The organism is Paenibacillus sp. CF384, from assembly GCF_900106745.1.
In the GTDB taxonomy this organism is placed as follows: domain Bacteria; phylum Bacillota; class Bacilli; order Paenibacillales; family Paenibacillaceae; genus Paenibacillus_Z.
The window spans coordinates 153582-170688 of the sequence record NZ_FNNV01000007.1 but is presented as its reverse complement, the minus strand read 5'-3'; the positions used below and the strand labels follow the sequence as shown (position 1 = coordinate 170688).

Here is a 17107-nt window from a genome sequence, read left to right as displayed (position 1 = left end):
CATGCTTTCATTTATGCAAATCAAGATCTATCGCGGCAAATTCATAGCATATGCGGTATTTGTGGTGTTCATCGGCCTGACCATCGGCGCACTCACTTGCGCGGTACTGCTGAGTCAGTGGGTGGGAAATGCTCGTAATGAAGCCGATGGCGCATTCACTCGGGTGGAGAATACCCTTCAATATGATGCCGACCGAATCGAAGCCTTCATGCAGCGTGTGTATTCGAATAGCGGGCTGGTATCGGATGTGCGCAGCTTCTTAGGAAATACCGCAGAAGGTTATCTGACGAGCAGGCTGCAGAACAGCCATTATAATCGACCGCTCGTTTCCTTTCCCGAGGACATTAAATCTTTTCTGAGTAACGGCGGAAAGGGAGACATCACGCAAATTAGTTTGCACACCTCACTTGAAGGCAATGTAGTGAGCTTCGATAGTAATGGGAATACGAGCTTTCAATTTCGTTTGTCCAATAGGGATGCCATGTTCAGCGAGACGATTCAGAAAGGTTTCGTCTACCATAAGAAGCTGTCCGATCCGAATCAAATCGCTCGCCAGCTGGGTGAATTCCGTTTCCTGGTCAGCAGCGACCGCATATTTAAGACCGTGCAGAATTACCATCTGAGCGAAGCAGCAGCAGTCAGTCCTTCCGGGGAGGTATACCAGATTGCCGGCAGCGGCCGAAACACGGAGGAGCTGGTTCGCAGAGTGATGGCGGACGGGCGCAGTCATGGTTTTCTGAAGACGGGATTTGCGGATGCGGTTTACTTCGTGTCCTTTAACTCCACAGAGTTCGATTATCGGTTCGTCAGTATGGTCGATATGGCTCCGCTTATTCGTCAGAAAGCCAGCGTGCTGCTCTTGGTGTTTCTCATCGTGCTCGTTGCGATGATCAGCGTATTGCTGCTTATTGTTTACAATTTGCGCGAGGACGCTAACTTCCTGCGGCGGATTATTCTTTCCATCGGACGAGCGAAGACCGCTGATTTCACACTGGTTCATCCGGCACGTTATCGCAGGAACGAATACGGCATGATCGCGCGCGAACTGGACGATATGATCCATCAGCTCGATCGCCATATTCAAACGAATTATTTACTCAAGCTTAAGCAGCAAGAAACCGAAATGAAAGCGCTTCAGCACCAAATCAATCCGCATTTCTTATATAATACGCTGGAGGTTATCCGTTCCTCTGCGCTAATGAACCATGCCGACCACACTTCCGATGCGATCGCCACTTTAGGGGCGCTGTACCGGGATATCGTGAAGAACGAGAATATCATACCGCTCGGGAGCGAGCTGAACTTGCTTCAGAAGTATCTGAAAATTATGGAATTCAAATATCCGGAACGATTCTATTATCAGCTTAATGTGGAGCCGCCGCTGCTATGCTTGCCTACCGTGAAATTCTGGCTGCAGCCGCTGGCCGAAAACTTCTTCATTCATGGCTTCGATCCCGAAAGCGAGTTCAACCTGCTCATCGTGAACGGCTGGGAGGAAGAAGATCGTTTCGTACTGGAAATCATGGATAATGGCAACAAGATCCCCGAGGAGCGTCTGGCCGAAATCAGGAACAAGCTTGCCAGAGGTGACGATGCCGAGACGGATCATATTGGTTTGCGTAACGTGTATACAAGACTGCACTTCTTCTATGGGGCCGGGTTCTCGATGACCATCGACAACAATGAGGAAGCTGGCGTTAAAATAAGTGTATTCCTATCCAAGGAGGCAACTTTCGATGTACAAGCTACTGATCGTAGATGACGAGCCGCAGATTCTGGAGGGCGTGAAACGAACGCTGGATTGGGAGAAGTACGGCTTTGGCCAAATCGAGACCAGCGAAACGTATGAAGGTGCAATCTCGAAGGCAGTGGAGTTTCTGCCCGATTTGGCTATCTTTGATGTATGTATAGGCAAACAACGTGGGTATGATGCTATTCACAAGCTTAATGAACTGCGTCTTCCTTCCAAATATATCATGATGAGCGGCTATGGCGAATTCCAGTATGCACTGGAGGCCATTCGCTGCGGCGCCAAGGACTATCTGCTCAAACCTGTCGACCGTACGAAGCTGCAGCAATTGGTCGAGAAGATTATTGTAGAGGATTTGCACGGCACGATCGAAGGCTCGGATCGCGACGATCTGGACATTGACCCGGTGCTCGGCGTTCGCTATGATAGTTTGTCCAAGCTGACCAATCGCATTCTGTTGATCGTCAAAGCGGAATATGCCCAGAACCTAAATTTGAAATCGGTTGCAGAACGGTTTCGCATGAATGGCACGTATCTCGGGCAATTGTTTCTTAAGGAGACGCAGAAGAAGTTTTCGGAGTATCTCATGGCCTATCGGATGCTTCGTGCCCAGGAGCGCATTCAGACGACAGACGAGAAAATTGTCAGTATCGCGCTTTCTGTCGGATATCCGAACCTGAACTACTTCTACTCTCATTTTCACGCTTATTTCGACAAATCACCCTCAGATCTGCGGAGAAAGGAATAATACCGTGATGCGACGACAACAACGGATTTCAAGTCGCTTCGTTGCCACCTTCGTGCTCATCCTGATGCCGATGCTGCTTGTATCCGGCTGTTTCTCTTCATCCGGTAATGGCAGCAATGCCGCAATTCCGCGCAATACGGTGAATTTGATCTATTACACCATCGGGGATCCCGATGCGGACCTGAAGATGGTCAACGATAAGATCAACGAGGTGCTGGCGAAGAAAATCGGCGTGACGATCACTTATATTAAGGTGGGCTGGCAGGAGTATGAAGATCGGCTGAACACGCTTGTTTCTGCAGGCACGCCGTTCGACATCGCTTTTGCACCGGAATACACCACCTATGCACAGCGTGGCGCCTGGCTGAAGCTGAATGATTATTTATCCAATGTGGGTAAGGATATGTATGATGCCATCGATCCGAAGTTTTGGCAAGGCGTGCGGATGGATGATGGCAGCATTTACGGTGTACCGACCAATAAGGAATTGGCGGTGCGCGACCAGTGGATGTACCCGGAAGAGTTGGTGAAGAAGTACCATATTGATATTTCGAAGTACACGACGCTTGCTTCCCTTAAACCGCTGCTGCAGACGATCAAGGAGAAGGAACCCGATTATCAGCCGATGGAGCTCGACAAGGATTCCCAGAATTTCTTCGCGCTGGACGGCTACGAATATGTATCGGAGAAGGGGCTTCCGCTGATGGTGCGCGTGCTGGATCCCAGCTCTCCGGTAGTGAATATATTCGAAACGAAGGAAGGCCGCAACGTGCTGGATATTCTTCGCGATTACTACGAGCAGGGTTATATTAACGAAGATGCGGCTATGCGCGAGAGCCAAGGGCTGAAGCGAGGCGTGAAGGTTTTCTGGAAAGCTGCCGGAGGCGGACCGCTGTCGGAGAATAGCTGGAGCAAGGATCGCGGCTATAAACTTGTGGCTTACCCGGTAACACCGGCACTGATAACAACGGAATCCATGCGCGGCGGGGTGATGGCTGTCAGCGTGGATACGAAGCATCCCGTAGAGAGCGTAAAGTTTCTCAATCTACTGAACACGGACCCTGAGGTGCGCAACCTGTTTAACTTCGGGATAGAAGGCGTGCACTATACGCTGGATAGCAACGGTCAGGTGGTGCCTAAGGCACCCGAAGACAGTGACGGTCATCCGATCCAAGGCGCGCAGCCAAGCTATGGAGGCGTGCAGTACACGCAAGGCAATTGGTTTATCTTAAAAACGATGGGCGGCGAATATCCGGATCCCTTGGATAAATGGAATCAGTTCCGCGCCGGCAACCGGGAGGCGGTTAATTCGAGTACGCTCGGATTTACGCCAGACTTGTCCCGCGTGCCGATTCAAGTGCAGAACATTCAGATGGTCTGGGAGAAGTACTTCCCGAGTTTGATGACCGGCAGCGTAGACGTGGATGCGGTGCTGCCAAAGTTCAATCAGGAGCTTCAGCAAGCAGGGATTAATGAGGTGCGAATGGAAGTGCAAAGGCAGCTTGATGTTTGGCGGGCTGCCCATTCCCAGCCTTAATTTAAGGTGTTGCTTCTGTTTTTGAAGTTGTTTATACTTCGAAGAGTGCACCTATACCATAATTTAGGTGATCATATACTACGAGAGTTCTAGAGCGAGCAGCCTTCATGTCATGGACATCAGTGACTTCATAAGGGTGGTGCGAATTGATCGTTTTTGATTACTTTGTTAATCTCTCCATTTTCTCGCTTATGGTTAGTACGCCCTTGGTCATTCGTTCGTTCATTATTCGTCCAACCCTGAAGCAGATGCGTCTGTGGGTAGGCGTTTATGCGGGGCTTGTTTCCGTTATTCTCGTCATCCTCTCCGTCAAGCAACAAGGATATTCCTACGACATTCGATATGCGCCTGTTATTCTGGTCTATGCCTATCTTGGGCCTGTGCCGGGCATCATTGCAGGCTCTTTTTCCTTAATAACCAGACTGCTATCCGGTGGCAATTGGCTGCCGGCTATAGTAGGCTGGGTCATCAACATCGCGATTCTCACCGTTGTATATAGGTACATCCCTCGTCTTACGCCAATTAAGAAAAGTGCGGTTCTATCCTGCGGCTACATCGTTGGTTATTTGTGCACCGTGTTTACCTTTCAAATTCTCATCGCTTGGCCTTTATTTCACCTGCAGTATTTGTTATTTGTCCTGCTCGGCGTCGTCATCGGAGGGCTGCTTATTGAATCCAATGAGAGACTCCGTCGAATTATCGCAGAGAAGAGCTACATGGAGAAGACGCTGGAAGTCAGTGAATCCCAATACCGGCTCATTGCGGAGAACACCTCGGACCTTATTGCGCTTATGGATAAGGACTATTCCGTTAGTTATTTCTCTCCGTCTCATGAGCATATATTGGGGTACATCCGATCCGAATTAGAAGGGGTTGAATTGTGCTCGTTCGTTCATGAGGACGATGTGGTGATGTTCCGAAGCGCGATTAAGAAGATGTTTGCAGATAGTGAATCCCATGCCATGGAATTCAGGCTGAGGCACAAGGATGGTCGATGGGTCGAATTTGAATCTCGCTGCAGACCTGTTGTGGGAGCGGCCGGGAGTATTGATCACGTCGTCATTATTAGCCGAGATATTACGGAACGGAAGAAAGCCGAGGAGTTTCTGCTGCAATCGGAGAAACTGTCCGTTGTCGGGAAATTGGCAGCCGGCGTAGCTCATGAAATTCGCAATCCGCTGACAACCATGAAAGGGTTCCTTCAACTATACAGCAGGGAGAATCCTTCGATGAGGAATAGCGACTTGCTCCTAAGTGAGCTTGAGCGGATCGAAATGATTACGAATGAGTTTCTGTCGCTCGCCAAACCTCAATCCATTCAGCTGACCGATACGGATCTCAAAGAGCTGCTTGAGAACACGGTCGAATTGCTGTCGCCGCAGGCGCTTCTGAATAATATCGAGTTTATCCATGGGTTCGCAGGAGCAAAGTTCCCTATTACATGTGAGAAGAATCAGCTGAAGCAGGTATTTCTCAATATATTAAAGAACGCTATTGAGTCTATGCCGGGTGGCGGAGAGATTCACATCAGCTTACGGGTAGAAGCCACGGAAGCGTACATTATTTCGATTAAAGATCATGGCTGCGGGATTCCCGAGGAGCTATTGCCTCAGCTCGGACAGCCTTTCTACAGCTTGAAGGAGAAGGGAACAGGGCTCGGACTTATGGTCAGTCATCGCATTATTAAACAACATCATGGCAGTATTGCCTATCAGAGCAAAGGGAATGAAGGGACCTTAATCGAGATTAAGCTGCCGATACGATGACGAGGTTATAAACAGTAGCGAAGAAAGGTGACGGGATCTCCGTTCACGAATAGGAATGTGCCAAGAGGCAAATGCCCCAATCTGCATGCAGATCAGGTATTTGCCTTTTTGTTATTTCCTAAATGACCGAAAGGAACACAAAAGAACAAAAAAGGATATCAAAAGTAAAATTAACAATATATTCATTCGTAATTGATCTTCATTTTACACTGCATGCTTATAGTTTGAAGTGTAGAACAGGTAGTAAAGACAAGGTGTGCGTGGAGCAGGAGGGAATGAGAGCTATGGCTGCAATTCACTTGAAAGACATTGCCAAGACGTATTCGAATGGAAAAACCGTCATCGAGGATTTGAATCTTGAAATTAAAGATCGTTCTTTTACGGTATTGTTAGGTCCTTCCGGCTGCGGGAAAACGACAGCCTTACGCATGATTGCAGGACTTGAAGAGGTTAGTGCCGGGCAACTGTACATAGGCGATCAGAATGTCACCAAGACGGAGCCGGGGGAGCGGGGCCTCGCGATGGTGTTCCAGAACTACGCGATCTACCCTCATATGACGGTGCGGAGAAATATCGAATTCGGTTTGAAAAATATGAAGTATCTCAAGGATGAGATCGAGAAGCGGATTAAGCAAGTGGTGGGCATGGTCGGACTGCAGGAGTACGTGAATGCGAAGCCTTCGACCTTATCAGGGGGGCAGCGGCAGCGAATCGCACTGGCGAGGGCGATCTCGAAGAAACCGGAAGTGTTTCTGATGGACGAGCCGTTATCCAATTTGGATGCCAAGCTGCGCAATCAAATGCGCAGTGAGCTCATCGACCTGCACCGCAGTCTGAAATCAACGTTCGTATTTGTCACGCATGATCAGATCGAAGCGATGACGATGGCGACGGATATTGTGATTTTCAATTACGGGCGCATTATGCAGCAGGGGACGCCCAAGGAAGTGTACGAGAACCCGGCCAATCTGTTCGTTGCGACTTTTATCGGCGATCCGGGCATGAATACCATTGCTTTTCCGGGAATCGGTACGGTCGGTTTCCGTCCTCAGAAAGTGAAATTAACGATGCCGGCGGATTTTCAAGGTGCAAAGGTTGCCGGCATGGTCATTACAAAGGAAATGCTGGGGATGGATCACTTGTATCACGTTGCGACAGGCCTTGGCACGATCATTATGAAATCAGAAGCGGACCTCAGCGTCGACGAAGCCGTCCAGCTCTACATCTCCGAACAGGATCTCTATTTCTTCGACAGCAACGAGCAGCGAACAGCGGATGCCATGCTCATCGATTCGGTGTTGAACACCGTTAAGGCGGCAGATGGCGTTACCATGACGAAGCATCACTTGGCGGGGTCAGTCTATGGTTAATAGAATCCTTCGTAACCCGTATGTACTGATCGCACCGGCTGTCATTCTCGTCTGCGTATTTTCCTTGTATCCGGCCTTCTTCGCGATCAAGGTCAGCTTCCTCAACTGGGATACCGTGTTAGGAACGAAACGCTTTGTCGGGTTTAAAAATTACGTCAACATTTTTCATGACCCCGTGTTCTGGAAGGTGCTGAGAAATACGCTTTATTACAGCTTTTTCACGGTTGTCATCGGTATTGTTCTTGCCTTCCTGCTGGGGATTTTCTTTCAGGAGAACAAATGGGTGGACAATCTCGTGCAGAGTATTATCTTTACCCCGCATATCCTCTCCAGCGTCTCCATCACCGTGATGTGGATGTGGCTGATGGATCCGGGCAGGGGGATTCTCAACTATGTGCTGGATCAGCTTGGGCTGCCGACGCTGAAATGGATGATGAGCGCCGATACGGCGCTGATGTCCATCATCATCGTCTCCATCTGGAAGGCGCTCGGCTATAGTGTAATGATCGTGATCGCCGGCCTGCAGTCCATACCCGGCTACATCTATGAAGCTGCGAAACTGGACAATGCAGGGAGATGGACAAGGCTGTTCCGCATTACGCTGCCGCTGCTGTCCCCGACGCTGTTCTTCATGTTCATTACAGCGACGATCGCTTCCTTCAGCTCCTTCGATATCGTGAGCTTGATGACCAAGGGCGGGCCGGAGAATTCGACGAATTTGGTCGTGTATTGGATTTATCAAATCGGCTTCCTGCAGTTTAATATCGGCAAAGCGAGCGCGGGCTCGGTCTTGTTCATGCTGCTCGTGAGCATCATCGCCGTGGCGAACTATTACTATTTCGCCAAGAAAGTTCACTATCAATAGGGAGGATCATAGAACGATGAGATATTTGGCCAAAATCATACGAATCCTCTTGCTCCTTGCGTTAGTCCTCATGTTTGCGTTTCCGTTCGCTTGGGTCGTGAGTACATCGCTGAAAACCTATTTGGAATCCATCCAATTCCCGCCGGATCTCATTCCTAACGTCCCGCAATTTATGAACTATAAGACGGCATGGCTCCGTATTAACTTCTTTCATTACGCGACGAATTCGGTCATTATCACGCTCTCTGTTGCATTCGGACAATTGCTTGTCTGCGTGCCGGCGGCTTATGCGTTTGCCAAGAAGAAATTCAAGTTTTCCGGTATCCTCTTCGCGCTTGTCCTGGTCGATTTGGTGCTGCCCACCCAAGTGAGCTTCGTACCGATGTACGTGCTGATCAGCGATTTGAACTGGCTCGATACCTACTGGGGCTTGATCATTCCGTTTGTGTTCTCATCCTTCACCATCTTCTTCCTGACGCAGGCGTTCAGGCAAATTCCCGAGGAATTACTGGATGCCGCCAAGCTCGACCAAGCATCGGAGCTGCAAATCATTACCGGGCTGATGGTGCCCATCTCGAAGCCGTTCTTGTTGACTACCTTATTGTTCACCTGTATCGGCAAATGGAACGACTACTTCTGGCCGCTCGTCTTAACCAACTCAGAAGCGGTGCGAACCTTGCCGATGACGGTCAAGAGCTTGGTTGCCGATACCCGCGGCGTTACGCATTGGAATGAAGTCATGGCAGGCAACATGATGTTGATCATCCCGGTTCTGGCGCTCTATCTGGCGGCGAACCGCTTCATCAAGAGTGCTTTTGTATACGGTATTAAGTAACCCTTAATATAAAAATGGTGTGGAGGCTAGAGACAAATGAAATGGAATGCGAAACATGCTGCAATGATGGGGATCCTGGCAACGACAATTACGGTAACCGGCTGCTCAGCAAGCACAACGAACGAATCGAGCAATGCACAATCCAACACCAATGCAAACGGGAATGCATCCTCAGCATCCGGGGATAAAGTCAAAGTCGATTTCTGGTCGATCTGGGATCCAACCAACGGCAACGGCAAGCTGATCGCGGATGAAATTGTCAAATTCAATGAACAGAACCCGGGCATTGAAATCGTCATGTCGGGTCAAGGCGGCTATGACGGCGTAGCTGAGAAGCTCGAAGCAGCGCTCGTCGCTAAGAATACTCCTGTTATCGTTCAAATCGAAGAGTCCTTCCTGGCACGTTACAATCCGATTGCGGCGGATTTAGGCAAATATATGTCTGCCGATACCATAGCTAATTACAACGAAGGCTTAACTCGCTCCAGCTATGTAGACGGCGTGTTCAAAGCAGCGCCAATGAATCGCAGTACGCCTATTCTGTATATGAACGCCGATTTGTTGAAGGCCGCCGGCTTGGATCCGAAAGGGCCGAAAACGTGGACAGAGCTCCATGAGTATGCCAAAAAACTCAGCGATCCGGCAAAAGGCGTGTATGGCTTCTCGGGGTATTGGGATACCGACGCATGGTACTGGGAGTCCGCGGTGTATTCCTATGGCGGCGAAATGGTGAACAAAGACGGATCGCAGGTCGTCTTCGATAACGAGAAGGGAAGCGGCATCATTAAGCTGTTCCAAGATATGATCCATGACAAATCCATGCTTAACGCCTACAGCGCGCAGGACAATCAATCCGATCTCATCAAACAAAACTTCTTCGACGGCAAAGTAGCGATGGACTTGGATTCCGTCGGGGCCATGGGCGATCTGATTAAGAACGCCAAATTCAACGTGGCGGTGGCGTTCCAGCCGCAAGAAGGCGGGCAGAACAAGGTCGTAACCGGAGGAGCGAATATGATCGTCCTCGACAATGCGACGGAAGAGCAGAAGCAAGCAGCGGGCAAGTTCCTTGATTTCTTGGCGCAAGACGACAACGTAACGAACTTCTTCCAAACGACAGGATACCTGCCAACGACGAAGTCAGCGCTTGAGACCCCGGAAATGAAGCAATGGCTGCAAGAAAAACCGCAATACCAAGTGGCAGTGGACCAATTGCAATTCGCGCACAGCCGCCCTTGGCAGAAGAACTGGAAAGCCATGTACACCGCTATTCTTGAGGATCTGAAAGGTGCATTGATTGATACTACGAAGGATCCGAAAGAAGTCGTGCATCATGCCGCACAAGCGGCGCAGCAGATTATCGACGAGAATAAATAAGCGGTATGCGAGAGGAGCATGAATGAACATGGTAACCAAGAGCATTTTCATGAACGGCGGCAGCTGGTATAAAGGCAACTTGCACGGTCATTCCACGCTATCTGATGGAGCACTTACGACAGATCAGCTGCGCGCAGCTTATAAGGAGAAGGGGTATCATTTCTTCGCGCACTCGGAGCATGATTTCTTCTCCAACTTCGAGAGCGAGAACGAGCCGAATTTCATTACGCTGCCATCCAGTGAAGTCGGGATTACGATGCCGCCTGGCGATGTCCGCATCTTTCACCTCCATGTCATTATGGGGACGGATGCACATCTGGCTGCAGCGACCAAAGAGCAGTTTAAGCATATGGAACCGATCCGCTGGCCGGATTTCGTAAGTTTCGAAACGGCGCAGGCGTTCATCGATGATATGGTGGCACGAGGCAACATCGTCATGTTCAACCATCCGCATTGGTCTACGGTAGAGTGGGAAGATGTGTATGCGCTGGAGAACCTATTCGCGCTGGAAGTCTACAATCACTGCTCGGAGTGGATGGAGAACATGGGCAATTCCCGCGTCATGTGGGAGACGCTGCTGCGCAAAGGCAAGAAGTTGTGGGGCACGGCGACCGACGACAATCACAACCGTTATCCGCTTGATTCCAAGTACTGCGATTCCTTCGGCGGTTGGGTTGTGGTCAAAGCGGCTGAACTGACACGCAATGCCGTTGTCCAAGCCTTGGTCGAAGGCAGCTTCTACTCTTCCACGGGTCCGGAAATTTATGAGTTCCGCATCGAAGAGGATGAAGTGATCTTCGAGTGCTCGCCGGTAGAGCGCATCTATATGAACGGCGATCTTCGTCAGTATCAAATTGAACTGGGCGACAATATCACGTCCCTTCGCAAAAAATTACGCGGAGACGAGAAATTTATTCGTATCGAATGTTATGATAAGTATGGTAAATTCGCGTTTACCAATCCAATTTACTTCGATTAGTCGCCCGATCTGTAGATCAACCCGAAATGCAGATCGGTTGTGTTTCGGGTTGATTATAGGAATGGAGTAGGTGAAGTCTTGTGCTGCAGGTAGAAAGAATGAGCATGATCGTAGCGGAATTGAATGCGAAGGGCAGAGTAACGGTTAACGAACTCGCCGATCAATTGAACGTGTCCAAGGTGACCATTCGTCGCGATCTGGATGCATTAAGTCGAGAGAACAAGCTGGTTATTGTGCATGGGGGAGGCATCAAGCCTAACTTCACGCTGTATGAAGCGCCTTACAGCCATCGTAACTCGATCTATATTCAAGAGAAACAGCGCGTTGGCATGAAAGCGGTTGAACTGATCCAAGATTATGATGTGATTGCGCTTGGCGTAGGCACGACGACCATTCAAATCGCCAACCACTTATTTAATAAAAAGAACCTGACGATCATAACCGGATGTATTCAGGTATTAAATAGTCTTATAGAGCGCAAGAAATCCGGGTATTTCACGGGTAAGCTGATCTTTCTCGGCGGTGAGATCGATACGGATCAAATGTTTGCATCCGGCTCGATGACAATCGAGCTGCTGGAGAAGTTCCATATCGACAAAGCCTTCATTGGGGCGAATGGGTATTCGATCGCCGATGGTATTACGACCTATGACATTGATGAAGGTAATGTTCTGAAAAAAATGCTTCAACGATCCAATAAAGTGCATGTCGTCATCGATCATTCGAAGATCAATGTCAAATCCATGTACAGATACGCAGAATATAACGATGTCGACTATGTCATATGCAATGAAGATTCGCCTCAAGAATGGAAGGATAAGCTTGCCCAAGAAGGCGTCGGCTGGGTCATTGCGTAGTTCGCGGCTATCATCAAGAAGGAAGGTTAACGTTCATGCAAGTACCTCAAACTATAGTGGATCAGCACGTGCACTCCTATTATTCGCCCGATTCCGAAGAGATGTTGGAGCATATTGTTGCTAACGCGGTGAAGCTCGGTAAACAAGCCGTTGTGACGACGGATCACTTTGATTATGACTGCAAGTATTTCAAGAAAGACGTTCTGATCGATATGGACAGCTATGAACGCGAGGTTGCGGCATTACGCCGGCAGTATGATATTGAGATCCGCAAAGGCATCGAGGTCGGATATCGCAAAGACTATCACGAAGAAATCAACCGTTATCTGGATGGCTACTCGTTCGATCTGGTGCTGCTGTCTGCTCATAATAACGGAATCCTCGATTTTGCCGAGGAGGCCTTCCACAATCAGCCGATGGATGTGCTCTTGGCGGATTATTTCACGCATGTGCGCGATGCCGTCGATCGGATGGATAATTACGACGTGGTTGCCCATCTCGATTACGTCGCTCGTTATACGAAGTCCATGGTAAGCCGTGCGGATTATGAACGCTGCAGCTCGATTCTATACGATTTGCTTACCACGATCATTCGCAAGGAGAAAGTGCTCGAGCTGAATACGACCGGGCTGTTCCGCCAAGGCTGGATTCATCCGCATACGTATTTAATCGAGATGTACTTGGAGCTGGGCGGCAAATTGTTCTCGCTGGGCTCCGACGCCCATCGACTCGGCAGTATCGAACAAGGCTTCGGCGAGGCAATCGCCTTGCTGAAGTCTTATGACATTCATGAAGTCGTGCAGTTCCGCAATCGGACACCGCACCTCGTGACGCTATAAGGTTCTACAAGTAAAAGGTGCCCATTAGGGTGCCTTTTTTTGTTGTACGCCCGGACATGATTTTACCGAAATTACCGCATGCTAAAAAAAAAATTCGCCCTGATGAAAAATACGGGCGTGCTCAGTTGTATTACTAGTGAAAGGAGGTGCTGAGGTGTACGATTCATATGAGCTCAATGAATCTGTGCGACAGGCCTTGGATCTATATTCGCAAAGCATGATCAAAATTGCTTTTGCCTACTTGAAAAATATAGCGGATGCAGAAGAAGTGACGCAGGAGGTGTTTCTCACCTATTTGCAGAAGCGCCCTGAATTTGCATCCAGTGAACATGAGAAGGCGTGGCTGATTCGAACAACCATTAATAAAAGCAAGAACATGCTTAAAGCAGGGTGGTTTAGAAACAGGAATCCCGTCCCAGAAGACCTAAGCTACCTCCCGAAGGAAGAAAACGACGTTCTGATGGCAGTTCTGGCTTTGGACAAGAAATACCGCATCCCGATTCATCTGCACTATTACGAGGGATATTCCATTCAGGAAATCGCAGAAATTATGCAGGCTAAACCGGCGACGGTCGGAACCTGGCTTGCAAGAGGACGCTTAATCTTAAAAGAGAAGATTGGAGGTCTCGAGCGTGAAGAAATCTGTTTATAAGTCTGCGATGTCCCACGTGAAAACAAGCGAGGATTTCAAAGAAGCAACATATAAGAAGTTGATGCAAGAAATGCAGCAAATGGAGCAAGAAACGCAAACCAATACCAATAAAATTAACCCAAAGGGGCGAGTGAAAATGGAAAAAGTAATGAAGAAAAAACTAACAGGTTGGACAGTTGGAGTTGCAGCATGTGCGGTGTTGGCGGTTAGTATCTTTACATTGAACGATAATTCGACACCGGCGAATCCTCCGCAGACTGCAGTTGTTGACACGGCGAAACCGCCAATCATGGGTAAAGTAAGAGTGAATATCGATGGCGTGATCTCCGAAGTGAGCGCAGACGGCAAAAGCTTCAAAGTAGGCGATCTGTGGGTTGAAGTAACGGATCAAACACAATGGGGCAGCAATGAACCTACTGCTACTGCACCGTCCGAAGATCTGCTGTCGAAAGAATTTAAAGTCGGTAATATCGTATCGGGCTTCACATCCGACGATGTAAGCACAGGTAAAGTGAAAGCGACTGTGCTCTACAATAACATGGCTCCACAGACAGGTGATGCAGGTCAATCAACAAAACCGGCTACTACAGGCAAAATGATGGCTAACATCGATGGCGTGATTACAGAAGTAAGCGCAGACGGCAAAAGCTTCAAAGTAGGCGATCTGTGGGTAACGGTAACACCTGAAACGCAAATGGGCATCGATGGTCCAACTGCAGCAGCACCATCTGAAGATCTGCTGGCTAAAGAATTCACAGTTGGTAATATCGTATCCGGATTTACATCCGAAGATGTAAGCACAGGCAAAGTTAACGCTACACGCATCTACAACAACATGGTTCCACAGAAATAAGCTTGATGCATGCAATGGCGCCTCTCCAGAAATGGAGAGGTGCTTTTTTGTGCTATAGGCAGCCCCCAATTTCCGACAAATTCATATGAGAGAAGACTAATGTTCGGTGGGACTCTGGTTAGATGCTAACTCATACTTGGTATGTCAAAGTAATACCTAGGGATGCATTTCAGCATTCACCTAAGGAGGAAATCGATAATGAACTATCATTTCTTTGTAGGCAACGATAACGGAAACAGCGAGCATGATCTGATCATTGACGGCAAATTAATTCAGCAGCCCAATGTGAATTGTAGAGTGGACGAGCTTCCATGGAGCGAGGAGCAGGCACCGGAGAGCTTCGTAAGAAACCTGCAGGATCAATTAGTCGTTACGGTGGATTCGCCTGCCGCGAGGCCGGGGATGTACTATGTCGGGAAATTCGCGCTCGAGAGCGGCGAAATCATTGATACCATTCAGATCGGCATCGATTCGAAGAGCGATATGGATTTGCCGATCATTAATACGCTGGCTCAGATCGCCGCGTTGGCCGTGCAGAAGGCATTCGAAGACGAGAAGAAGATCCCGGCACAAATCGATGTGGAAGTCGATATGGCGACTGCACTGCCTGTAACGCAGCATACCGATGAGACCTCTGCAAAGTTTGAGAAACGTTTTACTTCCGACGTGCATCATGTGACGGTGCATCTTGGGGTGCAGCGAGTAGCCGTCAAAATCAGCTTCGCTTTCGTGAAGGTTGTGCCCGAAGCGACACCCGTTATCTTCACGCTGCAGAAGGATGCGGCAGGGAACTGGCGAGAAGGGGATATCTTTGCTGATTTTGCCGCGACTTATAGCATCGAGAAGAAGTTTAACGGCAGCTATTTCAAAGATAAGCGGATCCTTCATGTCGATATTGGCGACGGCTCGACGGAATATCCGATTACGGAGGGCAATAAGTTTCTGCGTCAATTCATTCACGGCAGTCACCACGGGGCCGGTTACGCTATAGAGGAAGCGCTGCAGGAGTTCAATCGACTCATTCATTTGCCGGATAGTCCGAGGCAGTTCTTCAGTGATGTGCTCAAGAATCCGAAGCATAAGTACCATGCGCGGGCGCTCAAGACGCTGCGCAGGCCGCTGGAAAGCCAAGTGAAGCAAATCGTGCAGCATGTGAAGAAGCAGCTGACCAAAGCTCGCAATGAGATCGATCTCATCTGCGTATACGGCGGCGGAAGTATTCTTATGCGCGCCGTCCTTTATCCGTATTTGAAGGAGGCTTGCGACGAAAGGGAAATCAAGCTGCTCTACATTCCTTCCGACTACGCGGTAGAGCTGAACGCGTCGGGGCTGGATGCTTTCGTGCGGGGCAAAATCTATGAAGCGCTGAAGAGCAAAGCGGAGCAGCCGGCATAAGCGAGCTGGATCGATCGAGGTGACGTAGATGAAGAAGATGAAGCTTCCCGGCGGCAATATCAGCCTTAAGACGAAGAAGACGGAGGACCCGATTGTCATGGCCTGGCTGAATGCGCAGTCGAATCTGATGGATTCCTTTCGCTATTTGGTGGAGAAGGAGATCATGCTGAACGGGGTTCGTAATTTGCAGGCCTATATTCCTATGGAGAGAACTAGCTTGCAGGACTCCTCGGACCCGCTTGGAGCAGGAGTTTATCGTCAGATAACGACAGATCGACAGCAGATGGCGGCGGCGATTGAGGAGGTAGAAGCGGGCAGCGATGAGCTCGATTCACTTCCCGAGTCGGAAGAGGAAACGGATGCGGAAGAAATCGATGATGGCGACATCGAGGCGTGGAGCTGATCCTGCATATTTCGAAGTGATACCGAGTAATACTTCATGTTACGGAGTAATGCTTGGTGTTACCGAGTCATGCCGAGTCACACTTCGTGTTACTAAGTACCGCGAAGTGTGACGAAGAAAGCCCCTTCCAGTGCAATCTGAGGAAGGGGCTTTATGCTTGAATGAGTGAGGGTTAATTTTGCTCCGGCACGGCGCAAATACCGTCGATACAGCTGTCGCCGTCCACCTCTGAAGACGGAAGCGGCTGCCGATTGCTCCATGCTTGCTGCAGAGCTTTCAGAAACATGTTCTCTTGCTGGGCGCCGGACAAGGTCTGCTGGCGGTCGATGATGTAGTACGGAACGCCGCGTATGCCGAGCGAGCGCCCATCCGCTTCTTCTCCGCGGACGCGGTCGGAAAACTGCTCTCCGGCCAGCACGGATAGCGCCTCATTACGATCGAGACCTACCGCCTCCGCAATATCGGCGAGCGTATCGTGCTGGCTTAGATTCTTATTGTCGGTGAAGTAAGCTCGGAATAACAATTCGGATACTTCGGCGCCTTTGCCGGCTTTCTCGGCGAAATGTCTGAGACGATGCGCGTCGAACGTATTCGTCAGCACCAAGCCGGCGAATCGGAAATCCAGCCCCTCTGCTGCCGCTTGCTGAGCTAAGTTGTGATTCATCTTAATCGCTTCTTGACGGCTCATGCCGTATTTGCCGGATAACATGTCATACACGTCATGCGGTACATGCTTCGGGGAATGAGGGTCCAATTCGAAGCTGCGATAAAGCACCTGAACCTGGTCGCGATGCTCAAATGCGGCCAGCGCTTTCTCGAAGCGGCGTTTACCGATATAACAGAACGGACATGCAAAGTCCGACCAAATCTCTACTTGCATA

16 protein-coding genes are annotated in these 17107 nt (G+C 49.4%); 15 read left to right on the top strand and 1 reads right to left on the bottom strand.

What is annotated here, in order from left to right; genetic code table 11:
- Position 1: 1 nt before the first annotated feature.
- The 15 genes from BLW29_RS13880 (at position 2) to BLW29_RS13810 (ending at position 16226) form a co-directional block, all read left to right on the top strand.
- The gene (locus BLW29_RS13880) at positions 2–1762 is read left to right on the top strand and encodes a sensor histidine kinase (RefSeq protein ID WP_090980438.1); all 1761 of its coding nucleotides are present in this window, start codon (positions 2–4) and stop codon (positions 1760–1762) included.
- Positions 1737–2498: a response regulator transcription factor gene (locus BLW29_RS13875; protein ID WP_090980436.1), complete on the top strand. Its 762-nt coding sequence runs from the start codon at positions 1737–1739 to the stop codon at positions 2496–2498. Before BLW29_RS13880 ends, BLW29_RS13875 begins: the two co-directional genes overlap by 26 nt.
- Before the next feature lie 7 nt (positions 2499–2505).
- A complete protein-coding gene (locus BLW29_RS13870; protein ID WP_090980434.1) occupies positions 2506–4035 on the top strand; it encodes an ABC transporter substrate-binding protein in 1530 nt (509 codons plus the stop codon).
- A 146-nt stretch (positions 4036–4181) separates the two neighbouring features.
- On the top strand, positions 4182–5801 hold the full coding sequence (locus tag BLW29_RS13865; protein WP_090980432.1) for an ATP-binding protein: 1620 nt from the start codon (positions 4182–4184) through the stop codon (positions 5799–5801).
- Between the two features lie 284 nt (positions 5802–6085).
- A complete protein-coding gene (locus BLW29_RS13860) occupies positions 6086–7171 on the top strand; it encodes an ABC transporter ATP-binding protein (protein WP_090980430.1) in 1086 nt (361 codons plus the stop codon).
- Positions 7164–8036, top strand: a complete 873-nt coding sequence (locus tag BLW29_RS13855) for a carbohydrate ABC transporter permease (protein WP_090980428.1) — start codon at positions 7164–7166, stop codon at positions 8034–8036. The genes BLW29_RS13860 and BLW29_RS13855 overlap by 8 nt, the downstream gene beginning before the upstream one ends.
- Before the next feature lie 16 nt (positions 8037–8052).
- Positions 8053–8871 (top strand): carbohydrate ABC transporter permease, encoded by an 819-nt coding sequence (locus BLW29_RS13850; protein WP_090980426.1) that lies wholly within the window; start codon positions 8053–8055, stop codon positions 8869–8871.
- Between the two features lie 36 nt (positions 8872–8907).
- Positions 8908–10248, top strand: a complete 1341-nt coding sequence (locus tag BLW29_RS13845; RefSeq protein ID WP_090980424.1) for an ABC transporter substrate-binding protein — start codon at positions 8908–8910, stop codon at positions 10246–10248.
- Positions 10249–10276: 28 nt separating this feature from the next.
- Entirely contained in the window at positions 10277–11227 is a 951-nt protein-coding gene (locus BLW29_RS13840; protein ID WP_143044401.1) for a CehA/McbA family metallohydrolase domain-containing protein, read from the top strand.
- 98 nt (positions 11228–11325) lie between these two features.
- Positions 11326–12084, top strand: a complete 759-nt coding sequence (locus BLW29_RS13835) for a DeoR/GlpR family DNA-binding transcription regulator (protein WP_090980420.1) — start codon at positions 11326–11328, stop codon at positions 12082–12084.
- Positions 12085–12119: 35 nt separating this feature from the next.
- Positions 12120–12923 (top strand): histidinol-phosphatase HisJ family protein, encoded by an 804-nt coding sequence (locus BLW29_RS13830; RefSeq protein ID WP_090980418.1) that lies wholly within the window; start codon positions 12120–12122, stop codon positions 12921–12923.
- 154 nt (positions 12924–13077) lie between these two features.
- The gene (locus tag BLW29_RS13825) at positions 13078–13575 is read left to right on the top strand and encodes an RNA polymerase sigma factor (RefSeq protein ID WP_090980417.1); all 498 of its coding nucleotides are present in this window, start codon (positions 13078–13080) and stop codon (positions 13573–13575) included.
- Positions 13556–14428 (top strand): DUF5666 domain-containing protein, encoded by an 873-nt coding sequence (locus tag BLW29_RS13820; protein ID WP_090980414.1) that lies wholly within the window; start codon positions 13556–13558, stop codon positions 14426–14428. The genes BLW29_RS13825 and BLW29_RS13820 overlap by 20 nt, the downstream gene beginning before the upstream one ends.
- Positions 14429–14626: 198 nt before the next feature.
- Positions 14627–15823 carry a ParM/StbA family protein gene (locus BLW29_RS13815; protein ID WP_090980412.1) on the top strand — a complete coding sequence of 399 codons (1197 nt, stop codon included), beginning with the start codon at positions 14627–14629 and terminating at the stop codon, positions 15821–15823.
- A 28-nt stretch (positions 15824–15851) separates the two neighbouring features.
- Positions 15852–16226, top strand: a complete 375-nt coding sequence (locus tag BLW29_RS13810) for a hypothetical protein (protein WP_090980410.1) — start codon at positions 15852–15854, stop codon at positions 16224–16226.
- A 172-nt stretch (positions 16227–16398) separates the two neighbouring features.
- On the opposite strand, the gene BLW29_RS13805 is transcribed toward BLW29_RS13810, so the two are convergent.
- A complete protein-coding gene (locus BLW29_RS13805) occupies positions 16399–17106 on the bottom strand; it encodes a DsbA family oxidoreductase (RefSeq protein ID WP_090980408.1) in 708 nt (235 codons plus the stop codon).
- Position 17107 lies beyond the last annotated feature (1 nt).